The following is a 16,643-nucleotide window of genomic DNA, read 5'->3' on the forward strand; positions in this document are numbered from 1 at the left end:
CTTTCCAAGTTTTAAAAACGGGGTCGCCCAGACGGGGTCGCCCAAACTTGGAAAGTCTGTGAACAGCCATTCTTTTCAGTATCTTTTCTTTTTGTATAGAGAAGCATCCAACGAATATTTTCCTGCTCCTGTTAATAAAATCGTTACATAAGGAATCAGAAACAACAAACCGTGTTCTTTCTCACCAAGTGGTTCGTTGGCGTGCATCATAAATACAACGACCAGAAAATGAATGATTTCCACAACACTTGCCAACCGCGTCCACAATCCTAAAATAACCAATATCGGCGCAACCACTTCGCCGATCACGGCCAACGCATGAGAAAAGCGCACGCCTATATGCAGCGGGTCAGGAAATTTGTCTGCACCGTCCAGAAAGCTTAACAGTTTGTCGTAGCCGTGCGTAATAAGCAGAAGCGGAACAAATACCCGCAATACAAAAATGCCCAGATCCGTGTAAGCAACTTTTGAATTCGGTTTAAAGAAATCCAGCATAAAGAAGTTATTTAAGTTATAGAATGGTGATTATTTTTACAGTAAAATCTCTCCGAAAGTTTTCGAAATCGACGTTCTATCAAATCATTAAACTTCTAATTTTCGCCCAAAATATAAATTTTATTTTTTTCCGTTGCCAAATCAAATACAAAACGGCCGGCTTCGGGTGTAGTCGTTTGGTATTTACTTTCAAATACCTGATAAAAAGAATTGGAATTTTTGCCCTTTGCTGCCTGTAGTTTGGCACTTGTCAATGCATTCGGCAATTTCAATCGGCAATTTCCTCCCAAAGCTGATTTTATAATAATACGCGTGATTTTTCCGTCTTTCCAATTCATATCCAGTTCAAATCCACCGCGCGCTTTCAAGCCCTTAACTTCACCCGTTGCCCAAGCATCGGGCAATGCCGGTAACAGATTAATGAGTCCATCCTGACTTTGGAGCAACATTTCCGCTATGCCCGATGTACCGCCAAAATTTCCGTCAATTTGAAAAGGCGGGTGGGCACAAAATAAGTTTGGATATGTCCCGCCGGCATTCGCATAGTCTGTGCCTTCAATGCCTGTTACTTTTAATAATTCACGAAGGAGTTTATAAGCATGATTGCCGTCATGTAATCGCGCCCAAAAGTTAATTTTCCAGGATTTACTCCAACCCGTTCCGCCGTCACCTCTGATCTCAAGCGTTTTGCGGGCAGCATCAGTGAATTTAGGCGTACGAAGTGGAGAAATGTAGCGTCCCGGATGCAGTGCAAACAAATGCGACACGTGGCGATGTTGAGGGTCTTGATCTTCCCAATCTTTGTACCATTCCTGCAAGTTTCCTTTTTTACCGATCTGTAACGGAAACAAATGCTGCAATCTGTCTTCCAACGTTTTACGCAGATCAGCATCCATTTTCAAGTGTTCAGATGCATGAACCACGTTGGTAAATAAATCATAGACCAACGCCATATCCATAGTTGTAGCAACCGAAACCGCCTGTTTGATTCCTTTTTCGGTCACAAATACGTTTTCCGGTGAAGTTGCCGGCGATGTGATCCAGTTGCCGTTGGCATCTTTGACCAACCAATCCAGGCAAAACTGAGCGGCATCTCGCATGAGCGGATAGGCGTAACTTTTCAAGTATTTTTCATCGCCCGAATACGTATAATGTTCCCACAAATGCTGACTCAACCACGCGCCTCCCATGGCCCAGTTGGCCCACGACGGGCTTCCTTTTCCTTTGTCGCCTACCGGATTGGAAGCACCCCAAATGTCTGAATTGTGGTGTACCGTCCATCCATTCATTCCGTAGAAATTCTTGGCTGTTTCCTTCCCGGTCTTGGCGGCACTTGCGATCCAATCAGTAAATGTGGTATGCAGATCCGAAAGGTTGGCGGGTTCGGCCGGCCAATAATTCATTTGCGCGTTGATGTTAGTGGTGTAATTACTACTCCACGGTGGGCGCGTCATCGGGTTCCAAATTCCCTGCAAATTGGCAGGAATCCCTCCCGGGCGCGAACTTGAGATCAGCAAATAACGGCCGAACTGAAAGTATAATGCCTCTAATTCCGGGTCATTGCCCATTTGCGCATACCGCATCAAACGCGAATCCATCGGCAGATGCGCTGCTTCTCCCGATTGTCCTAATGTTAATTTTACCCGATTAAAATAACGTTGATAATCAGCAATATGCGCTTTACGGATAATATCAATCGACTTGGCAGAAGCTCTTTTCAAATACGATTCTACCAGTGCTTTCTCATCACGCCCCTGACTGTCGGGACATTTGTCAAAACCGTTAAAGCTTGTGGCGGCGGTCACCAACAAAATGGCCTCGGTAGCATCGCTTACCGTAATCCCCGATGTATCGGCAGTTACCTTTCCATCGGTGGTTTGCACTTTTACACGCCAGTCAAACCGCATTCCTTTGCATCCCGTTGGATCTTTATAATACACCGGTTCAGAATTATAATTTACATAGTTGGGATCAGCGTGCACAGGCGCTTTTCCCCGCATACTCAATTCGTTCTTACTGATAATCATTTTCGACACGGGATGAGGACTGCGCGTAGAAGCCGAAAAATTCAGTGTTCCTTTTTTCGAAGCCGTCAGGCGAAGTACGATTACCTGGTCAGGTGCCGACACGAACAATTCACGGCTGTAGGTTACTCCATTAATGGTAAATTGCGTATGTGCCGTGGCATTTTGAAGGTCCAGATCGCGAAAATAAGTGGTGGGCTGTGCATCAAAAGGTTGTTTTATAAGCAAATCTCCCAACGGCTGATACGCCTCGGTATAGAGGCCCTGTATTTTTTGCAGTTCTTTGGAAGCGCCCTCATAATCCTCCCGATTCAGGGCTGCCCGTACCGCCGGTAAATGGTTAATAGCGTCGGGGTTAGGGTTTTTCTCCACCGGCCCACCTGACCAAAGCGTTTCTTCGTTTAATTGAAGCAACTCTTCATTGACTCGGCCAAAGGTCATTACCCCCAAACGTCCGTTTCCAACGGGCAATGCTTCATTCCAGTTGCGAGCGGGTTGTTTATAATGAATAGGAGCTTGAGAAAATACCGTAGAAAGTATCGAAAGTGTAAAGGTAAAAGAGAAAAACAGGCGTTTCATTCAGTATAGTTATTTGGTATTTTTGGGTCATCAATTTTGCGATTAAGCTTTTTATCAATCGTAAATAAAGGATTTATTTTTTTATTTACTGCGTCAATAAGCAATCATTCAAAGATTTCAGTCTCTTCACTATCGCTTCGTTGATGTGAGTATTACGTTTGGGAATAAAGAATTCGGTCATTACTTTCTCCTTACTTTGTAATGAGACACAATCAGGCCGGACAAATCTACATAAAAAGCAGCGTTGGATTTGGCCACCTTTTTGTTAAGCGACTTCCGAGCAAATAAATTGAATTTACAAATGATGAGAAGAGGGTGCTTTCTGCCATAATATATTGATAATCAAACCCAAATTGTAATTAACCACGAACGGTTAACTATTAACGGATGTGCAAGTACTTAAAAGCGGGAAGAATGTGTAATTTTGCTCACGATTATTTGCTTACTGCATGAAGTTCCCCCAAAAACATTTAGCCATTCTCGGCTCAACGGGTTCTATCGGAACCCAAGCCCTCGACGTAGTAGCCGCCAATCCCGACTCCTTTATCGTTGAGATACTCACTGCTCAAAACAACGCTGAACTGCTTATTCAGCAAGCGGCGCAGTTTCGTCCCAATGTGGTCGTTATTGCCAATGAAGATCTTTACGATAAAGTTTTCGACGCCCTCGACCCGCTTGGTATCAAAGTGTATGCAGGTTCCAAGGCCATTGCCGACGTGGTTCAAATGGATTCCATTGATACTGTTTTAACGTCAATGGTGGGTTATTCGGGACTGATCCCTACCGTAAAAGCCATTGAAGCGGGAAAACAGATCGCGCTGGCCAACAAAGAAACGCTCGTTGTAGCCGGTGAGTTGGTGACTGCTTTGGCGCAAAAAAAAGGGGTAAGCATTTATCCTGTTGATTCTGAGCATTCAGCCATCTTTCAGTGCCTTGTGGGGGAGTTTCATAATCCCATTGAAAAGATTTTTTTGACTGCCTCCGGTGGGCCTTTCCGAGGGAAAACGCGTGAAGAATTGTTGCATGTAACCAAAGCTCAGGCGCTCAAACACCCCAATTGGAGCATGGGAGCCAAAATTACCATTGACTCTGCCTCCTTAATGAATAAGGGTCTGGAAGTCATTGAAGCGAAGTGGCTATTTGGGTTGGATGTATCTCAAATCGAGGTAGTTGTACATCCGCAAAGCATCATTCATTCCATGGTGCAATTTGAAGATGGCAGCATCAAAGCCCAAATGGGTCTGCCGGATATGCGTTTGCCTATTCAGTTTGCACTAACCTTTCCGCATCGTCTGCCGGCCAATTTCCCAAGATTCAATTTCGCCAACTACCCAGCGCTGACGTTCGAGCAACCTGATTTAAAAACTTTTCGTAATTTGCAATTCGCTTTCGACGCCATTGAACGAGGCGGGAATATGGCTTGTATCGTCAACGCTGCCAATGAAATAGCCGTTGCAGCTTTCCTGCGCGACGAGATCGGGTTTCTGGAAATGTCGGACCTTATCGAAACTTGTATGCAGCGTGTGACGTTTATAAAACAGCCAACGTTGGAAGATTATATCGAAACAGATGCTGAAACCCGGAAATTAGCCGAGAATTGGGTCACCATTCATATTTAGGAAATTATGCAAACACCGGTGCTGATAAAAATGGGGGATTTAATGACTGACGAAGAGTTTTTTACTTTTTGTCAATTGAACGATACCCTTGATTTTGAACGCGATAGTGAGCGCAACATTATTTTTATGTCTCCTACAGGGTCTCAAACAGGAATTATTAATCTAATCATTGGCAGCAGATTATTGAATTGGAATGAAAGTAATCAATTCCCGGGCTATTGCTTTGATTCATCAACGGGATTTTTGATGCCTAACAACGCCGTCCGTTCTCCGGATGCTGCGTGGGTAAAAAAAGAACGTTGGGTAGCTCTTAGCGATGAGCAAAAAGAAACATTTGCTCCGCTTTGTCCCGATTTTGTAGTGGAAGTTCGTTCAAAAACGGATAGTTTGACTTATTTAAAGGATAAAATGAGTGAATACCTTGCCAATGGATGCCGGTTGGGATGGCTCATCGACCGTTTAGAAAAGAAAACGTACATTTATCGTCCAAACAAAGAAGTTGAAGTGATAGAAACATTCGAGTTTGTACTCACCGGCGAAGATGTCTTGCCTGATTTTGTGTTTGACCTTAAAAGGATCCAATAACCCGATGCCCCAAGTCCTGAACATACCCACCATGGATACCATGAACGACGATGAGTTCTTCGAATTTTGCGAAGCAAATCGCCGTAATGGAATGCATTTTGAACGGGATAAATACCGCAGAATTATTTTTATGTCACCAACCGGAAGTATCGGAGGCCATGATGATGGCGAAATTTTTGTTGAAATAAAACTTTGGAACAGAAAAAAAAATACCGGATTTGTATTCCCTTCTTCTACAGGGTTTATGCTCCCTGACAGCTCGATCAAATCGCCGGATGTAGCGTGGATCAGTCGTGAACGTTGGGAAAAGGTACCCCACCAATTGCGTAAAAAATTCGCTCCAATTTGTCCTGATTTTGTTATAGAGGTTATTTCAGAATCAGATACGTGGGGAGAACATGAAGATAAAATGCGGGAGTGGATTTCTAATGGATGCCGATTGGGGTGGCTGATAGATTCTAACCAAAAAGCTTACATGATTTTTACACCTCGAAATACCAATCCTGAAAAACAACCGTTTGGAATTATCAACGGCGGTGAGGTGTTAGAGGGATTAGAACTTGATCTCAGAACCGTTTTTGAAGATATAGGATAAAAAATGACGTTAAACAGTCGACGTTGCACAACAGAACAATTAAACAAACTCATAAAAGCAAAGAATGGAAATTTTAGTAATGGTTGGACAGTTGATTTTAGGACTGTCGATTTTAGTGGGACTACATGAATGGGGACACCTCATCACTGCCAAGATATTTGGAATGCGGGTTGAAAAATACTTCATCGGATTTCCTCCCAAAATATGGTCCATTCAACGCGGCGAAACCGAATACGGTGTGGGAGCGATACCACTTGGTGGATTTGTGAAGATTTCAGGAATGGTGGATGAATCGTTGGATACCAAAAATCTATCTGCTGAACCTCAACCGTGGGAATTCCGCGCCAAACCGGCTTGGCAGCGCCTGATCGTCATGCTTGGCGGTATCATTGTCAACGTAATTACGGGAGTGATCATTTTTATTGCCATCACGTATTACGAAGGTTATGATTACATCGCTACCAAAGACGTTAAATACGGAATCGTTGCTCATAAGTTAGGGCATGAAATGGGGCTTCGTACAGGCGACAAAATTGTGGCGATCAACGGAAAAGCGTTTGACGATTTTGCCGAAGTACGTAAAGTGTTTCTGGAAACCAACAGTTACTACACCGTAGAACGTGGAGGGCAACGCGTAGATGTGTATGTTCCTAATAACTTTATTGAGAAAATAAGCGATAAAAAGAATGCAGGCGAGTTTATCGACCCTATTTTTTCTTTTAAAATAGGTGAATTGGTACCGGGCATGCCGGCAGCCAAAGCGGGATTGAAACCGGGAGATAAAATTGTGAAGCTTAACGAAACGCCCATCAATTTCTACCACGATATTCAGGACGCACTGGATAAAACAAAAAATCAAGCCGTAACCCTAACCGTTGAGCGCGGCGGACAAACCATACAGTTGCCCGTAAAAGTATCTCCCGAAGGTACTATTGGTTTTTATCCTGATAAAGATCTGAAAATTACGCACATTGATTATTCTTTTGGAGAATCCATTGCGATTGGTGCAGGAAGAGCGTTCAGTGTTGTGACGGATAACATTCGTGGTTTTGGCAAGATATTCCGTGGTGAAGTTTCTGCTTCCAAAGCACTTAGCGGCCCTATCGGTATTGCGCAAATGTTTGGCGGTATCTGGGATTGGGGCCGTTTTTGGTTCCTGACCGGCCTTTTGTCAATGGTATTGGCTTTTATGAACATCTTGCCGATTCCGGCATTGGATGGTGGGCATTCCGTTTTATTGATCTATGAAATGGTGACCGGCCACAAACCTTCCGATGGATTCTTGGAAGGTGCTCAAAAAGTGGGTATGGTCATTTTGTTGGGCCTAATGGTATTTGCCTTTGGTAATGATATTTTCAAGTTGTTCCGTTAGTAAACTAACAAAACTTCATTATTTAAAAAATCACGCAAAGATGCAAAGGAGCAAAAAAACAGAAGTTGTCATGAACCATCACTTTGCTGCTTTGCGCCTCTGCGTGATTAAATTTATACCGTTTTCAGTACTTTTTCTCTCACTGTCATTATTCTCTTTTCATCTCCACGAATTTCACACCAGTATTACACGGATGGATTATAATGCAAAGGATAAAGCGTTTGAGATAAGCATTCGTGTCTTTACGGATGATCTGGAAAAAGCCCTTTCAAAAGATAACAACGGCCAAAAGATCCTGGTGGTCAACAATGACAAAAACGACCCGTTGGTTGAAAAATATATCCGTAAACATTTTGCTTTGGTGAGTTCACAAAAACAGAAGAAAACGTATTCTTACGTTGGTAAAGAACAGGAAGCCGATGCCACTTGGATATACATAGAAATTCCCACTCAGGAAGCCATTACGGGTTTTTCACTTCAAAATACCATCATGCACGACCTTTTTGAGGACCAGATCAACTTGGTCAATCTCAATTATCAAGGTCAAAAGAAATCTTATATCTTCAAAAAAGACGAGGCTACGCTGTCTTTGGGTATCTAGAATACAGATGCCGATGCTTTAACTACTTAAAATCAAACGGTTCGTTGCATTTATAGCAGCAAATCACTACCTTTGCGCCCCAAAACTTTACTTTTTTAGTATCTTAAACGATTCAGTATCATGCCTAAAGTAAAAACACACTCAAGTGCCAAGAAGCGTTTTAAGCTTACCGGCACCGGGAAAATCAAGCGTAAACACGCTTTCCACAGTCACATTTTGACTAAAAAATCAACGAAACGTAAACGCAATCTTGTTGGCTTTACCATCGCTGATGACACAAACCTTGACCGTATCAAATTGATGCTCAAGATTTGAGTTAACTGTTAAAAACGTTTGTTGCTTATTCTTTCAGCAATTCACGTATAACTTTTAACTAAAAAAGTGCTTCGGCACAGGTTCATTGTTTCACCCGATTGTTGGTCTGACAAGTGCTTCAACAGAAGCCACCAGCCGTCAAAAAACGTTTAAAATTATGCCACGTTCAGTAAATCACGTCGCTTCGCGGGCTCGCCGCAAAAAAATCTTAAAATTGGCCAAAGGTTATTATGGCCGTCGTAAAAACGTTTGGACCGTTGCAAAAAACGCCGTTGAAAAAGGGCTTGTTTATGCGTACACCGGTCGTAAACACAAGAAAAGAAATTTCCGCGCGTTGTGGATCCAGCGTATCAACGCTGCTGCTCGTCAAGAAGGATTATCTTATTCTGCTTTGATGGGTAAAGTTCACGCCGCAGGTATCGAACTGAACCGTAAAGTACTTGCTGATCTTGCAATGAATCATCCGGAGGCATTCAAGGCAGTAGTCGAAAAAGTAAAGTAGTATACAAAAAGCGGGACAGACGTCCCGCTTTTTTTTAAACAAAATTTCTCTTCCCGACGTTTGGAAATAAAAAACTTCCTATCTTTACTTCCATATTTCTATTTATTGTCGGATATAAATGAAACTATTCCTCCGCAGATCGCTCACGCTATTCATGGCCTTCGTTGTACTTGCAGCGAGTACAGGCTTTGGTGTGATCGAGCATCACTGCCTCATGCGGGGAAAATCGCTCCACTTAGCGGCTTTGCAAAAAGAAGGGACACAAAATTGTCAACAAAATAATGCTAAAGCGCCGCTTTCCGACAAAGCTACTTTTCAAAAACAGAATTGCTGCGATGACCAACAGAGTTACGAAAACGTAGATGTTTCGTCATCCGTTACGCAATTGGTAGCGAAGTTTTTGCAGATTGTCAGCGATGCCTTCATTGGTGCTTTAATGGCTGTATTTAAATCCATTATTGCGTTGTTTGCCACGAGCACCGACGCTGCGACGGCTCTATCTTCCTTTACTTCACTGTTTCATGGGCGAAGCCTGCTTTCTTTCGTCCAATCTTTTTTGATCTAGAAATCTTATAGACTGCAATTCCTGTAAGAATGATTCTTACAGGCAAATTTGTTTATAGATTTTATCAAAAAAGAACAGAATCATGTCTACGCTATTTCATATCAAAAATATGGTCTGCGACCGCTGCAAGCTTGTGGTCAAAGATGCCTTTGAAAAAGCCGGTGCCAAGGTACAAAGCATTGAACTCGGCGAAGTTGAAACCATCGACCCTCTAAGCCCTCAACAACTGCAAACAGTACAGCAAACGTTCAGCGAAGTAGGTTTTGAGTTGTTGGATGATAAACAAGGCCGCATCGTGGAGAAAATCAAAACGTTGTTGGTAGAGTTAATTCATGGGGAGCATCCTTACTTAAAAAGTAATTATTCAGATTATTTATCGGAGAAATTAAACCGCGATTACAGTGGTTTAAGTACCCTTTTTTCTCAACATGAGAACAGTACCATTGAGCAGTACATCATTCGACAAAAAATTGAACGGGTGAAAGAGCTTTTACTTTACGATGAGCAAAGCCTGAGTCAAATTGCTGATTCACTTCAATATAGCAGTGTAGCACATTTGTCTAACCAATTCAAGAAAGTAACGGGGCTGACGCCAAGTCAGTATAAAGTTGCTTCGGCGAAAGACCGGCGATCGTTGGATAAAGTATGAGTTCCAAAAATGATGTAAAACGTAACGAGAATTTTGTAAAACTTTCCGGACAGCTTCCCGGTACCTTTGCAGTGTACAAATCAGCTCAATCATGAAAACAATTTTTCAATCAACGATCTCTGATGTCGAGATACAGATTGATAGTAAAGTAAAGGCAATGAAAAAAATCTCTCAAATAATAATCCTTATTTTCGCTCCTTCGCTGCTCATGACGCTCAATGCCCAACGGGTGACGGGTACGATTTTCGAGCGAAACGAAGCAGGAAAAAAAGCGCCGTTGGTAGGTGTAAATGTATTTTGGGCCGAGACCTCACTCGGAACAGCCACCGATTCGACCGGTAAATTTGACATTGCCCGCTCCGCTAAGTCAAATCGAATGGTTTTAAGGTACATTGGTTTTAAAACAGATACGATCAAAGTCACTTCTGAAAGTAATTTTGAAATAGTGATGAAACCCGAAGGACAACTCGGAGAAGTAGTTGTACGGGGAACGTCTTCCCAAATCGACCGCATGAATCCCATTCAAACCGAGATCATTACAACCAAAGCACTCGCCAAAGCCGCCTGTTGTAACTTATCGGAAAGTTTCGAAACCAACGCTTCGGTTTCGGTAAGTTACAGCGATGCGGTAACGGGAGCCAAACAAATTCAGTTTTTGGGATTAGGCGGTCAATACGTGCAAACCAACGTCGAAAATGTTCCGACCGTGCGGGGATTGGCTTCTACTTTTGGGCTAACTTATATTCCCGGTACTTGGATCCAGTCCATTGATGTAGCCAAGGGAGCAGGCTCGGTGGTAAACGGATATGAAAGCATGACAGGAGCCATTAATGTGGAACTTATCAAGCCTGATGTTCGCGAAAAAATGTATTTCAATGCCTACTTCAATCACTTAGGAAGAGGCGAAGTGAATTTAAACATTAACCGAAAGTTGTCCGATAAATGGTCAACAGGTTTTCTAACGCATGCAAGTACATTGCAAAATCGCGTGGATCACAACGGCGATGGATTCATGGATCTGCCACTTTATACACAGTTCAACGGCATAAATCGTTGGCAATATAAAAGCGATAAAGTCATGGCGCAGTTTGGTATAAAAGCCTTGACCGATAATCGGATTGGCGGACAAATGGGATTTTACCCCTCAGAGCATCGCGGCACGGCCAAATTTTACGGGTTCGGCAATCAAACAAATCGCATTGAGTTGTTTTCTAAAATCGCCAAACTGTATCAGGACAAACCTTATAAAGGTCTGGGGTTTGTATTGAATGCTTCGCAACACAACGCCGATTCTTACTTTGGATTTGCCAATTACGACGGTCGCCAACGGACATTGTACGGAAATTTGATCTATCAATCCATCATTGACAACACCAATCATCAGTTCAAAACGGGATTGAGCTACATGTTGGATGATTATCGCGAGACATATAAAGACAGCCTCATGACCCGTACTGAGTCGGTTCCCGGAGCTTTTTTCGAATACACGTACACCCATTTGGATAAACTTACGCTCGTGGCCGGGTTACGCGCCGATTATCACAATCTGTTCGGAGCGTTTGTTACACCTCGTTTGCACGTGCGTTGGCAGCCCTTGGAACATACGGTTCTGCGCATATCCGGAGGTCGTGGTCAGCGTACGCCCAATGCTTTTGCCGAATATTATGGGTACTTAGTGAGTGGACGAAATGTAACGTATTGGGGTACAAGGATTCAGCCCGAAGTTTCGTGGAATTACGGCATCAGCCTTACGCAAACTTTTCATTGGCTTGATAAGCATTGGGATCTGGTGCTTGATTATTACCGAACCGATTTTCAAAATCAACTCATTGCCGATACCGACCATGCTACAACGCTGGCTTCACACCTGTATTTTTACAATCTGAAAGGCAAGTCTTACTCCAATAGTTTCCAAATCGAATTAAATACATTATTATCAAAACGTACGGAAGTAAAATTGGCATATCGTTTGTTTGATGTATGGCAAACCATGGGACAACCTTTTGGAACTTCGACGCTACAACAACGCATGATGGTACCGCATGACCGCATATTATTCAACATTGGTTATAACCTTCCGTACGACAAATGGAAACTGGACCTAACGGTACAATGGAATGGCAAAGCGCGTATTACAGATCCTATGAAATCATTGCAGGCAACCATTGATCGCAAGCCTATGCCGATTTTATATTCTCAGTCGTTTATGAATATCAATGCACAGGCATCCAGGGCATTCAGGAAATTTGAAGTGTACTTGGGAGGTGAAAATTTAGCAAATTTTAAACAACCCAATCCGATCATTCATCCTGAAGACCCTTTCAGCAAGTATTTTGATGCCGGACAAACATGGGGTCCGGTCGTTGGACGAGTGATTTATGCAGGAATACGAATTAAAGTCAAAGAGTAGAAACGTTTTCACAAATTCGAAGGACCAGAAATTAAAAAGACAAATAAATTATAATCAACCAAATGAAACAGTTAACCCTAATTTTTGCGCTGATACTGGGAGTAGTATTCAGCACAACAGCCAACAAACCCGGCAAAGAAAAAGAAGTTAAAATTAAAACTTCCGCCGTATGCGAAGAATGTAAGGAGCGTATTGAAAAAAATTTAACGCTAAGTAAAGGAATCACCGAAGCGGTATTGAACTTAGAAGATAAAGTCGTAACGGTTAAATACAACCCCAATAAAACCGACGAAGCGGCTATTCGTAAGATAATTACTGATACAGGTTATGATGCCGACAACCTCCAATGCAGCAAATCGGCGCATGACAAATTGCCGAGCTGTTGCCAGAAGGGAAATGAAACTCATTCCCACTAACAAAAAAATGACCCTTCCGGCAAAATCCGGAAGGGTCATTTTTTATTTGCACTATCAGTCAGTTTACTGTGCTTTCACCGCATCTGTTTTTGAAATCTGCCAATTAGTGTCAAAAAAGCCTGCCTGTTTTACCCCTTTTACGCCATCTTTCAGCATAGCTGCACCAAAAATAAAGTAATCAGGAAAACCGCTGCCTCCTGTAAAATATTGATTTGATTCGGTAGCCAACATTCCCGGCAAACCCGACCCGGCCACCACCGCCACCGATGCAAAAGGGCTGTCCGGACGCGGATAGGTAAAATAAATGCCCAAGTCATCGCCGGTCAGTTGCTCCTCTCCTACTTTAATACTTCCCCGTTGAACCTGTATCGGGCTTTGGCGCAATAAGGAATTCCAGGCAGCATTTGTTGTAGCATTTCCAAATAAGATCACTCCTCGGTCTGCATACCCCGTAAGCGAGAATTCACGGTCGGGAATTACATCTACGGCACCATTACCCCGATAATACCACGTTTCAGCGTCATAACGTGCCTTATTATACGCCCATTCGTTTTCTTCTTTTGTTCCTGTAGTTCCGTAAACGAATACCATGCGATGATTGAAAGCCGCTTTAAAAGTACCGTTTCGGTGTGAACCTCGTTGCGTTACAGCAGGTTTCTCCGCCATAGTCCACTTGCCGTTTTTAGTGAAATACAGCGGCTTATCTTCCATTATACAAGCCGTACAAACTTCGGCCTCATCTATTTTTACTGTAAATGCCTGCCCTTTGGAAAATGCGCCCGGCAACAACATCATTGTTCGTGCATTGTCGGTCGTAATGATGATACTTTTATTGTTTGTATTACGTTTTGCTTGAATTCGACTGTAATTCAGCGGGATTTCCTGCTGCTCAATTCCAGCCCAAAGGTACTGTGCCGAAATGGCAGGATTAGCTGTTGTAAAATCAATCGCCTCTGCTTCGTCCGATTTTTTGCTGCGATGCCACTTAAAAAAGTCAAACAGTGCGGGCCAGTCTACGCTGTGATCGCCGTACCAATGCGAGCCGTTCGGATATTCATAATACGAAAAATCATTGTGAAAAGCCCCCAATGTATTGCGCATCGTGCGGGCATATTCTACCGAAACAGTACGGTCAGCATCGCCATGCAGCACATAAATACCGCTTGCTTTATAATTGGGCGCTAAGGCCATTACGTTGCTTGGATTGCTCGCCCGAAGCAGCATTTTTTCAATCACATTCGTACTGTTTTCAGGAATTTTTCCGTCGGCAGAGCCATACCCCATTAAGGTTGGATATCCTGCACAGGGAGCTACGCCTGCCCATTTGCCCGGATAGGTTGCTCCCAGATACCATGATCCGTGGCCACCCATTGAATGACCCGTCAGATATATCTTCTGAGGATGCGGATTGAATTTCTTTTGGGCAACTTCCAGCACTTCAAGCGCATCAATTCGCCCCCAATCTTCCCAATTGAATCCCCTTGGGCGGCGATTTGTGGGAGCTACCAAGGTACCCCACTCCTTTGGCTTATAAGCCTTTGCCTGCCCAATTGCCTCTACCCCCGCGCCATGCACCGACAGAAACAAAGAAGCAGTATCTGTTTTCACGCCTTTTTGCGGAGCTACGCCAAAATACTGTACACTTCCATCAATAGCACTAATAAAAGTATTACTGTAATGATCATTGGGCAACACCGCCTGTAGCGGAATGGACTTTTGATCAATTACTTTTCCGTTTTGCAGCAACGAGAGTTCGCAGCTTACCTCTCCTTTTTGCTGCACCGCACCTGCATCCATTTTAAAACCTACTTTTCGGGAATTCAGCGCTGTAACCATGGGTACTTCCGTAATGATTTCTTTGCCTTGTATAACGGCCCGAATTCGTAAATCAGCCAACGGTTTTTCAGTTAAATTTAACAATACGATTGCGCCTAAAAGCTGCTCATTGTTCTCTGATAGTACTATATTTGGCAGTGTCATGTCCGGAGTGCTGAGCAGTATATTTTTATCAGGAAATACCAAATTGGCCGAAACGCCCTGAAATCTTCCGCCGTTCCCCACTCTTACCAATACTTCGTTCAATCCTTTTTTAAGTTTGACGGGACTATACATATAACCATAGTGATTGGCATCGCCTCCACGAGGAACGCCGTTAAAATACGCTCCTGCATGTCCGGCCAAATGCAACAACGCCATTGTTTCTTTAGGAGAAGTATACGTTAAATAAAGATACCCGTTGGACAAAGCCGAGTGCCGAAAACGACGCGATGTATCAGCCATAATACTCTGCCACTTCAGTTCTTTTCCTTGCGCATCTGTCAGAACGCTTTTGCCTTCGGTAGGAGTAACAAACGTTTTTTTGATCAGTTGGTAGGTTATTTGGTCAGTATATATGGCTTCTCTTCCGTATTGATGGCAAGGGCCAACAACCAAACCTTCAGTAAATGGGCGAACAGTTTGCGCATGGCTTAAGCTAATAATAAAAATAAACGCAAAAATGAGCAGGTAAAAAGGCTTATTCATAAGCGGGTTGAGTTTTTAATTTTTTTTAAAATAGTAACAAATATAATTTTTTTACCCATAACCTGTGTGCCACTCTACACACAAATTTGAAGTACTTACGCTTTTATTAGGTTTATTGAATACTATATCGTACCTTTATATCCTAATACTTTAAAGAAAAAATAATGCAAGAAGGCGTAGTAAAGTTTTTTAATGATACCAAAGGATTTGGTTTTATAACTCCAACAAACGGAGGTCAAGACATTTTTGTACACGTAACAGGTCTTACAGAAGATATTCGTGAAAATGACAATGTGTCTTATGATGTCGAAAATGGTAAAAAAGGGTTAAATGCAGTTAACGTAAAAGTTATCTAATTTTATTCATAAAAATCATTATGTAAGAAAGCCGGTTCCTTCACAGGAATCGGCTTTCTTTTTGCATTATTTATCCGGCTTTCTTCGTTTTACAGCCTACCATGTTTTTATTGTCTTCCAATACAAAAAAATAAGCATCAGCAGCAACTTCAAGCCATCAAAATCCGTATATCTGAATTGAATCGTCGGTAATATACATTATCTGAAATGGATGCACTGTTTGGTATCACATAATAGTGCTAAAAACATGACTTATAAAGGCTTAGATTAAAAAAAATTGAGGTTTTAAGTACTTCGTAAATAACATAACGTATATTGGTTAAACATATCACTATTTTTGCTTTATTTAGCAAACGAACAGACTCTTGCATTACCAACAGGAAATTCGGCCATATTATCAATAAGCGCACTAACTATTTGATAGTTCCTATATACTCATTGTAAAGTACCTAAAATACGTATAAATCATTGTATAATCAGTATGTGAAGGAAACTTTTCAACCCTATATTCGTCGTTAACCTATAAATCTCACCTCCCATGAATACTAAAATGATCTGGGTAAAAGTTGCTGAACTTGTTGCAGAAAATAAAAATTTTCAGATTATAAACATGAAAAAAGGGGAAAATAATGTATGGTGCTTAACTGAAAAAGGTATCCCACTTATGTACCAGAAAACAACAATAAATAATCAACCTTTCTGCAATACTTTTTGCCTTATTGAGACAACAGAACAAGGCGAAAAAATTAACAATATTTTTACCATAAAAGCATTTATTTCGGGCATTAGTTAGTAGGGCAAAACCGCTCAAACATCATAAAATGATGTCTATCAAAAAATCTATTAAAAACAAAAACAGGTTATTTAATAAGAAATTACAATATTTTAAACATGCTGATATTTTTTGTATTCAATGCAAATTCGTTCTTATCAGGTTACAATTTTCAGCAAGTTGTTTAGTGCAAAACTCTATGGAGTTATATGCCTTTTACAGTTAAAAACTTGTGCTATTTTTAAAAATAGTATACTATATTCCA

16 protein-coding genes are annotated in these 16,643 nt (G+C 42.0%); 13 read left to right on the forward strand and 3 right to left on the reverse strand.

The window, feature by feature from the left end; genetic code table 11:
• Window positions 1-75: 75 nt before the first annotated feature.
• Both ACQY73_RS07920 and ACQY73_RS07925 read right to left on the reverse strand, forming a co-directional pair.
• Window positions 76-495: a DoxX family protein gene (locus ACQY73_RS07920; RefSeq protein ID WP_428663863.1), complete on the reverse strand. Its 420-nt coding sequence runs from the start codon at window positions 493-495 to the stop codon at window positions 76-78.
• 95 nt (window positions 496-590) lie between these two features.
• Window positions 591-3,098: a glycoside hydrolase family 95 protein gene (locus ACQY73_RS07925; protein ID WP_428663866.1), complete on the reverse strand. Its 2,508-nt coding sequence runs from the start codon at window positions 3,096-3,098 to the stop codon at window positions 591-593.
• Window positions 3,099-3,547: 449 nt separating this feature from the next.
• On the opposite strand from ACQY73_RS07925, the gene ACQY73_RS07930 reads away from it, so the two are divergent.
• From ACQY73_RS07930 to ACQY73_RS07980, 11 genes are all read left to right on the forward strand, one after another.
• Window positions 3,548-4,717: a 1-deoxy-D-xylulose-5-phosphate reductoisomerase gene (locus ACQY73_RS07930; protein WP_428663869.1), complete on the forward strand. Its 1,170-nt coding sequence runs from the start codon at window positions 3,548-3,550 to the stop codon at window positions 4,715-4,717.
• A 42-nt stretch (window positions 4,718-4,759) separates the two neighbouring features.
• Complete coding sequence (locus ACQY73_RS07935) at window positions 4,760-5,302, forward strand: Uma2 family endonuclease (protein WP_428663872.1); 543 nt, start codon at window positions 4,760-4,762, stop codon at window positions 5,300-5,302.
• A gap of 4 nt (window positions 5,303-5,306) precedes the next feature.
• Window positions 5,307-5,897 carry a Uma2 family endonuclease gene (locus ACQY73_RS07940; RefSeq protein ID WP_428663875.1) on the forward strand — a complete coding sequence of 197 codons (591 nt, stop codon included), beginning with the start codon at window positions 5,307-5,309 and terminating at the stop codon, window positions 5,895-5,897.
• 64 nt (window positions 5,898-5,961) lie between these two features.
• Complete coding sequence (gene rseP / locus ACQY73_RS07945; protein ID WP_428663878.1) at window positions 5,962-7,269, forward strand: RIP metalloprotease RseP; 1,308 nt, start codon at window positions 5,962-5,964, stop codon at window positions 7,267-7,269.
• Window positions 7,270-7,339: 70 nt separating this feature from the next.
• A complete protein-coding gene (locus tag ACQY73_RS07950) occupies window positions 7,340-7,870 on the forward strand; it encodes a DUF6702 family protein (RefSeq protein WP_428663881.1) in 531 nt (176 codons plus the stop codon).
• Window positions 7,871-7,990: 120 nt separating this feature from the next.
• Complete coding sequence (gene rpmI, locus ACQY73_RS07955) at window positions 7,991-8,185, forward strand: 50S ribosomal protein L35 (RefSeq protein WP_013930988.1); 195 nt, start codon at window positions 7,991-7,993, stop codon at window positions 8,183-8,185.
• 157 nt (window positions 8,186-8,342) lie between these two features.
• Complete coding sequence (gene rplT / locus ACQY73_RS07960; RefSeq protein ID WP_013930989.1) at window positions 8,343-8,687, forward strand: 50S ribosomal protein L20; 345 nt, start codon at window positions 8,343-8,345, stop codon at window positions 8,685-8,687.
• Between the two features lie 118 nt (window positions 8,688-8,805).
• On the forward strand, window positions 8,806-9,252 hold the full coding sequence (locus ACQY73_RS07965) for an HYC_CC_PP family protein (RefSeq protein WP_428663885.1): 447 nt from the start codon (window positions 8,806-8,808) through the stop codon (window positions 9,250-9,252).
• A gap of 82 nt (window positions 9,253-9,334) precedes the next feature.
• Entirely contained in the window at window positions 9,335-9,901 is a 567-nt protein-coding gene (locus ACQY73_RS07970; RefSeq protein ID WP_428663888.1) for a helix-turn-helix domain-containing protein, read from the forward strand.
• 91 nt (window positions 9,902-9,992) lie between these two features.
• Window positions 9,993-12,311: a TonB-dependent receptor gene (locus ACQY73_RS07975; RefSeq protein ID WP_428663891.1), complete on the forward strand. Its 2,319-nt coding sequence runs from the start codon at window positions 9,993-9,995 to the stop codon at window positions 12,309-12,311.
• Window positions 12,312-12,373: 62 nt separating this feature from the next.
• Window positions 12,374-12,727, forward strand: a complete 354-nt coding sequence (locus tag ACQY73_RS07980) for a heavy-metal-associated domain-containing protein (RefSeq protein WP_428663894.1) — start codon at window positions 12,374-12,376, stop codon at window positions 12,725-12,727.
• A gap of 63 nt (window positions 12,728-12,790) precedes the next feature.
• On the opposite strand, the gene ACQY73_RS07985 is transcribed toward ACQY73_RS07980, so the two are convergent.
• Window positions 12,791-15,250 (reverse strand): alpha/beta hydrolase-fold protein, encoded by a 2,460-nt coding sequence (locus tag ACQY73_RS07985; protein WP_428663897.1) that lies wholly within the window; start codon window positions 15,248-15,250, stop codon window positions 12,791-12,793.
• A 164-nt stretch (window positions 15,251-15,414) separates the two neighbouring features.
• On the opposite strand from ACQY73_RS07985, the gene ACQY73_RS07990 reads away from it, so the two are divergent.
• Both ACQY73_RS07990 and ACQY73_RS07995 read left to right on the forward strand, forming a co-directional pair.
• Entirely contained in the window at window positions 15,415-15,606 is a 192-nt protein-coding gene (locus tag ACQY73_RS07990; RefSeq protein WP_428663900.1) for a cold-shock protein, read from the forward strand.
• 538 nt (window positions 15,607-16,144) lie between these two features.
• Window positions 16,145-16,399, forward strand: coding sequence for a hypothetical protein (locus ACQY73_RS07995; protein ID WP_428663903.1), 255 nt, complete (start codon window positions 16,145-16,147; stop codon window positions 16,397-16,399).
• Window positions 16,400-16,643: the final 244 nt, after the last annotated feature.

The sequence above is a fragment of the Runella sp. genome (assembly GCF_965279615.1).
In the GTDB taxonomy this organism is placed as follows: Bacteria; Bacteroidota; Bacteroidia; order Cytophagales; family Spirosomataceae; genus Runella.

Bases quoted from the DNA above. Each gene is read 5' to 3' on its own strand.
- rseP (WP_428663878.1), top strand. From the start codon at position 5,962: ATGGAAATTTTAGTAATGGTTGGACAGTTGATTTTAGGACTGTCGATT.
- rplT (WP_013930989.1), top strand. From the start codon at position 8,343: ATGCCACGTTCAGTAAATCACGTCGCTTCGCGGGCTCGCCGCAAAAAA.
- ACQY73_RS07925 (WP_428663866.1), bottom strand. From the start codon at position 3,098: ATGAAACGCCTGTTTTTCTCTTTTACCTTTACACTTTCGATACTTTCT.
- ACQY73_RS07970 (WP_428663888.1), top strand. From the start codon at position 9,335: ATGTCTACGCTATTTCATATCAAAAATATGGTCTGCGACCGCTGCAAG.
- ACQY73_RS07940 (WP_428663875.1), top strand. From the start codon at position 5,307: ATGCCCCAAGTCCTGAACATACCCACCATGGATACCATGAACGACGAT.
- ACQY73_RS07950 (WP_428663881.1), top strand. From the start codon at position 7,340: ATGAACCATCACTTTGCTGCTTTGCGCCTCTGCGTGATTAAATTTATA.
- ACQY73_RS07985 (WP_428663897.1), bottom strand. From the start codon at position 15,250: ATGAATAAGCCTTTTTACCTGCTCATTTTTGCGTTTATTTTTATTATT.
- ACQY73_RS07935 (WP_428663872.1), top strand. From the start codon at position 4,760: ATGACTGACGAAGAGTTTTTTACTTTTTGTCAATTGAACGATACCCTT.
- ACQY73_RS07995 (WP_428663903.1), top strand. From the start codon at position 16,145: ATGAATACTAAAATGATCTGGGTAAAAGTTGCTGAACTTGTTGCAGAA.
- ACQY73_RS07920 (WP_428663863.1), bottom strand. From the start codon at position 495: ATGCTGGATTTCTTTAAACCGAATTCAAAAGTTGCTTACACGGATCTG.
- rpmI (WP_013930988.1), top strand. From the start codon at position 7,991: ATGCCTAAAGTAAAAACACACTCAAGTGCCAAGAAGCGTTTTAAGCTT.
- ACQY73_RS07975 (WP_428663891.1), top strand. From the start codon at position 9,993: ATGAAAACAATTTTTCAATCAACGATCTCTGATGTCGAGATACAGATT.
- ACQY73_RS07965 (WP_428663885.1), top strand. From the start codon at position 8,806: ATGAAACTATTCCTCCGCAGATCGCTCACGCTATTCATGGCCTTCGTT.
- ACQY73_RS07980 (WP_428663894.1), top strand. From the start codon at position 12,374: ATGAAACAGTTAACCCTAATTTTTGCGCTGATACTGGGAGTAGTATTC.
- ACQY73_RS07990 (WP_428663900.1), top strand. From the start codon at position 15,415: ATGCAAGAAGGCGTAGTAAAGTTTTTTAATGATACCAAAGGATTTGGT.
- ACQY73_RS07930 (WP_428663869.1), top strand. From the start codon at position 3,548: ATGAAGTTCCCCCAAAAACATTTAGCCATTCTCGGCTCAACGGGTTCT.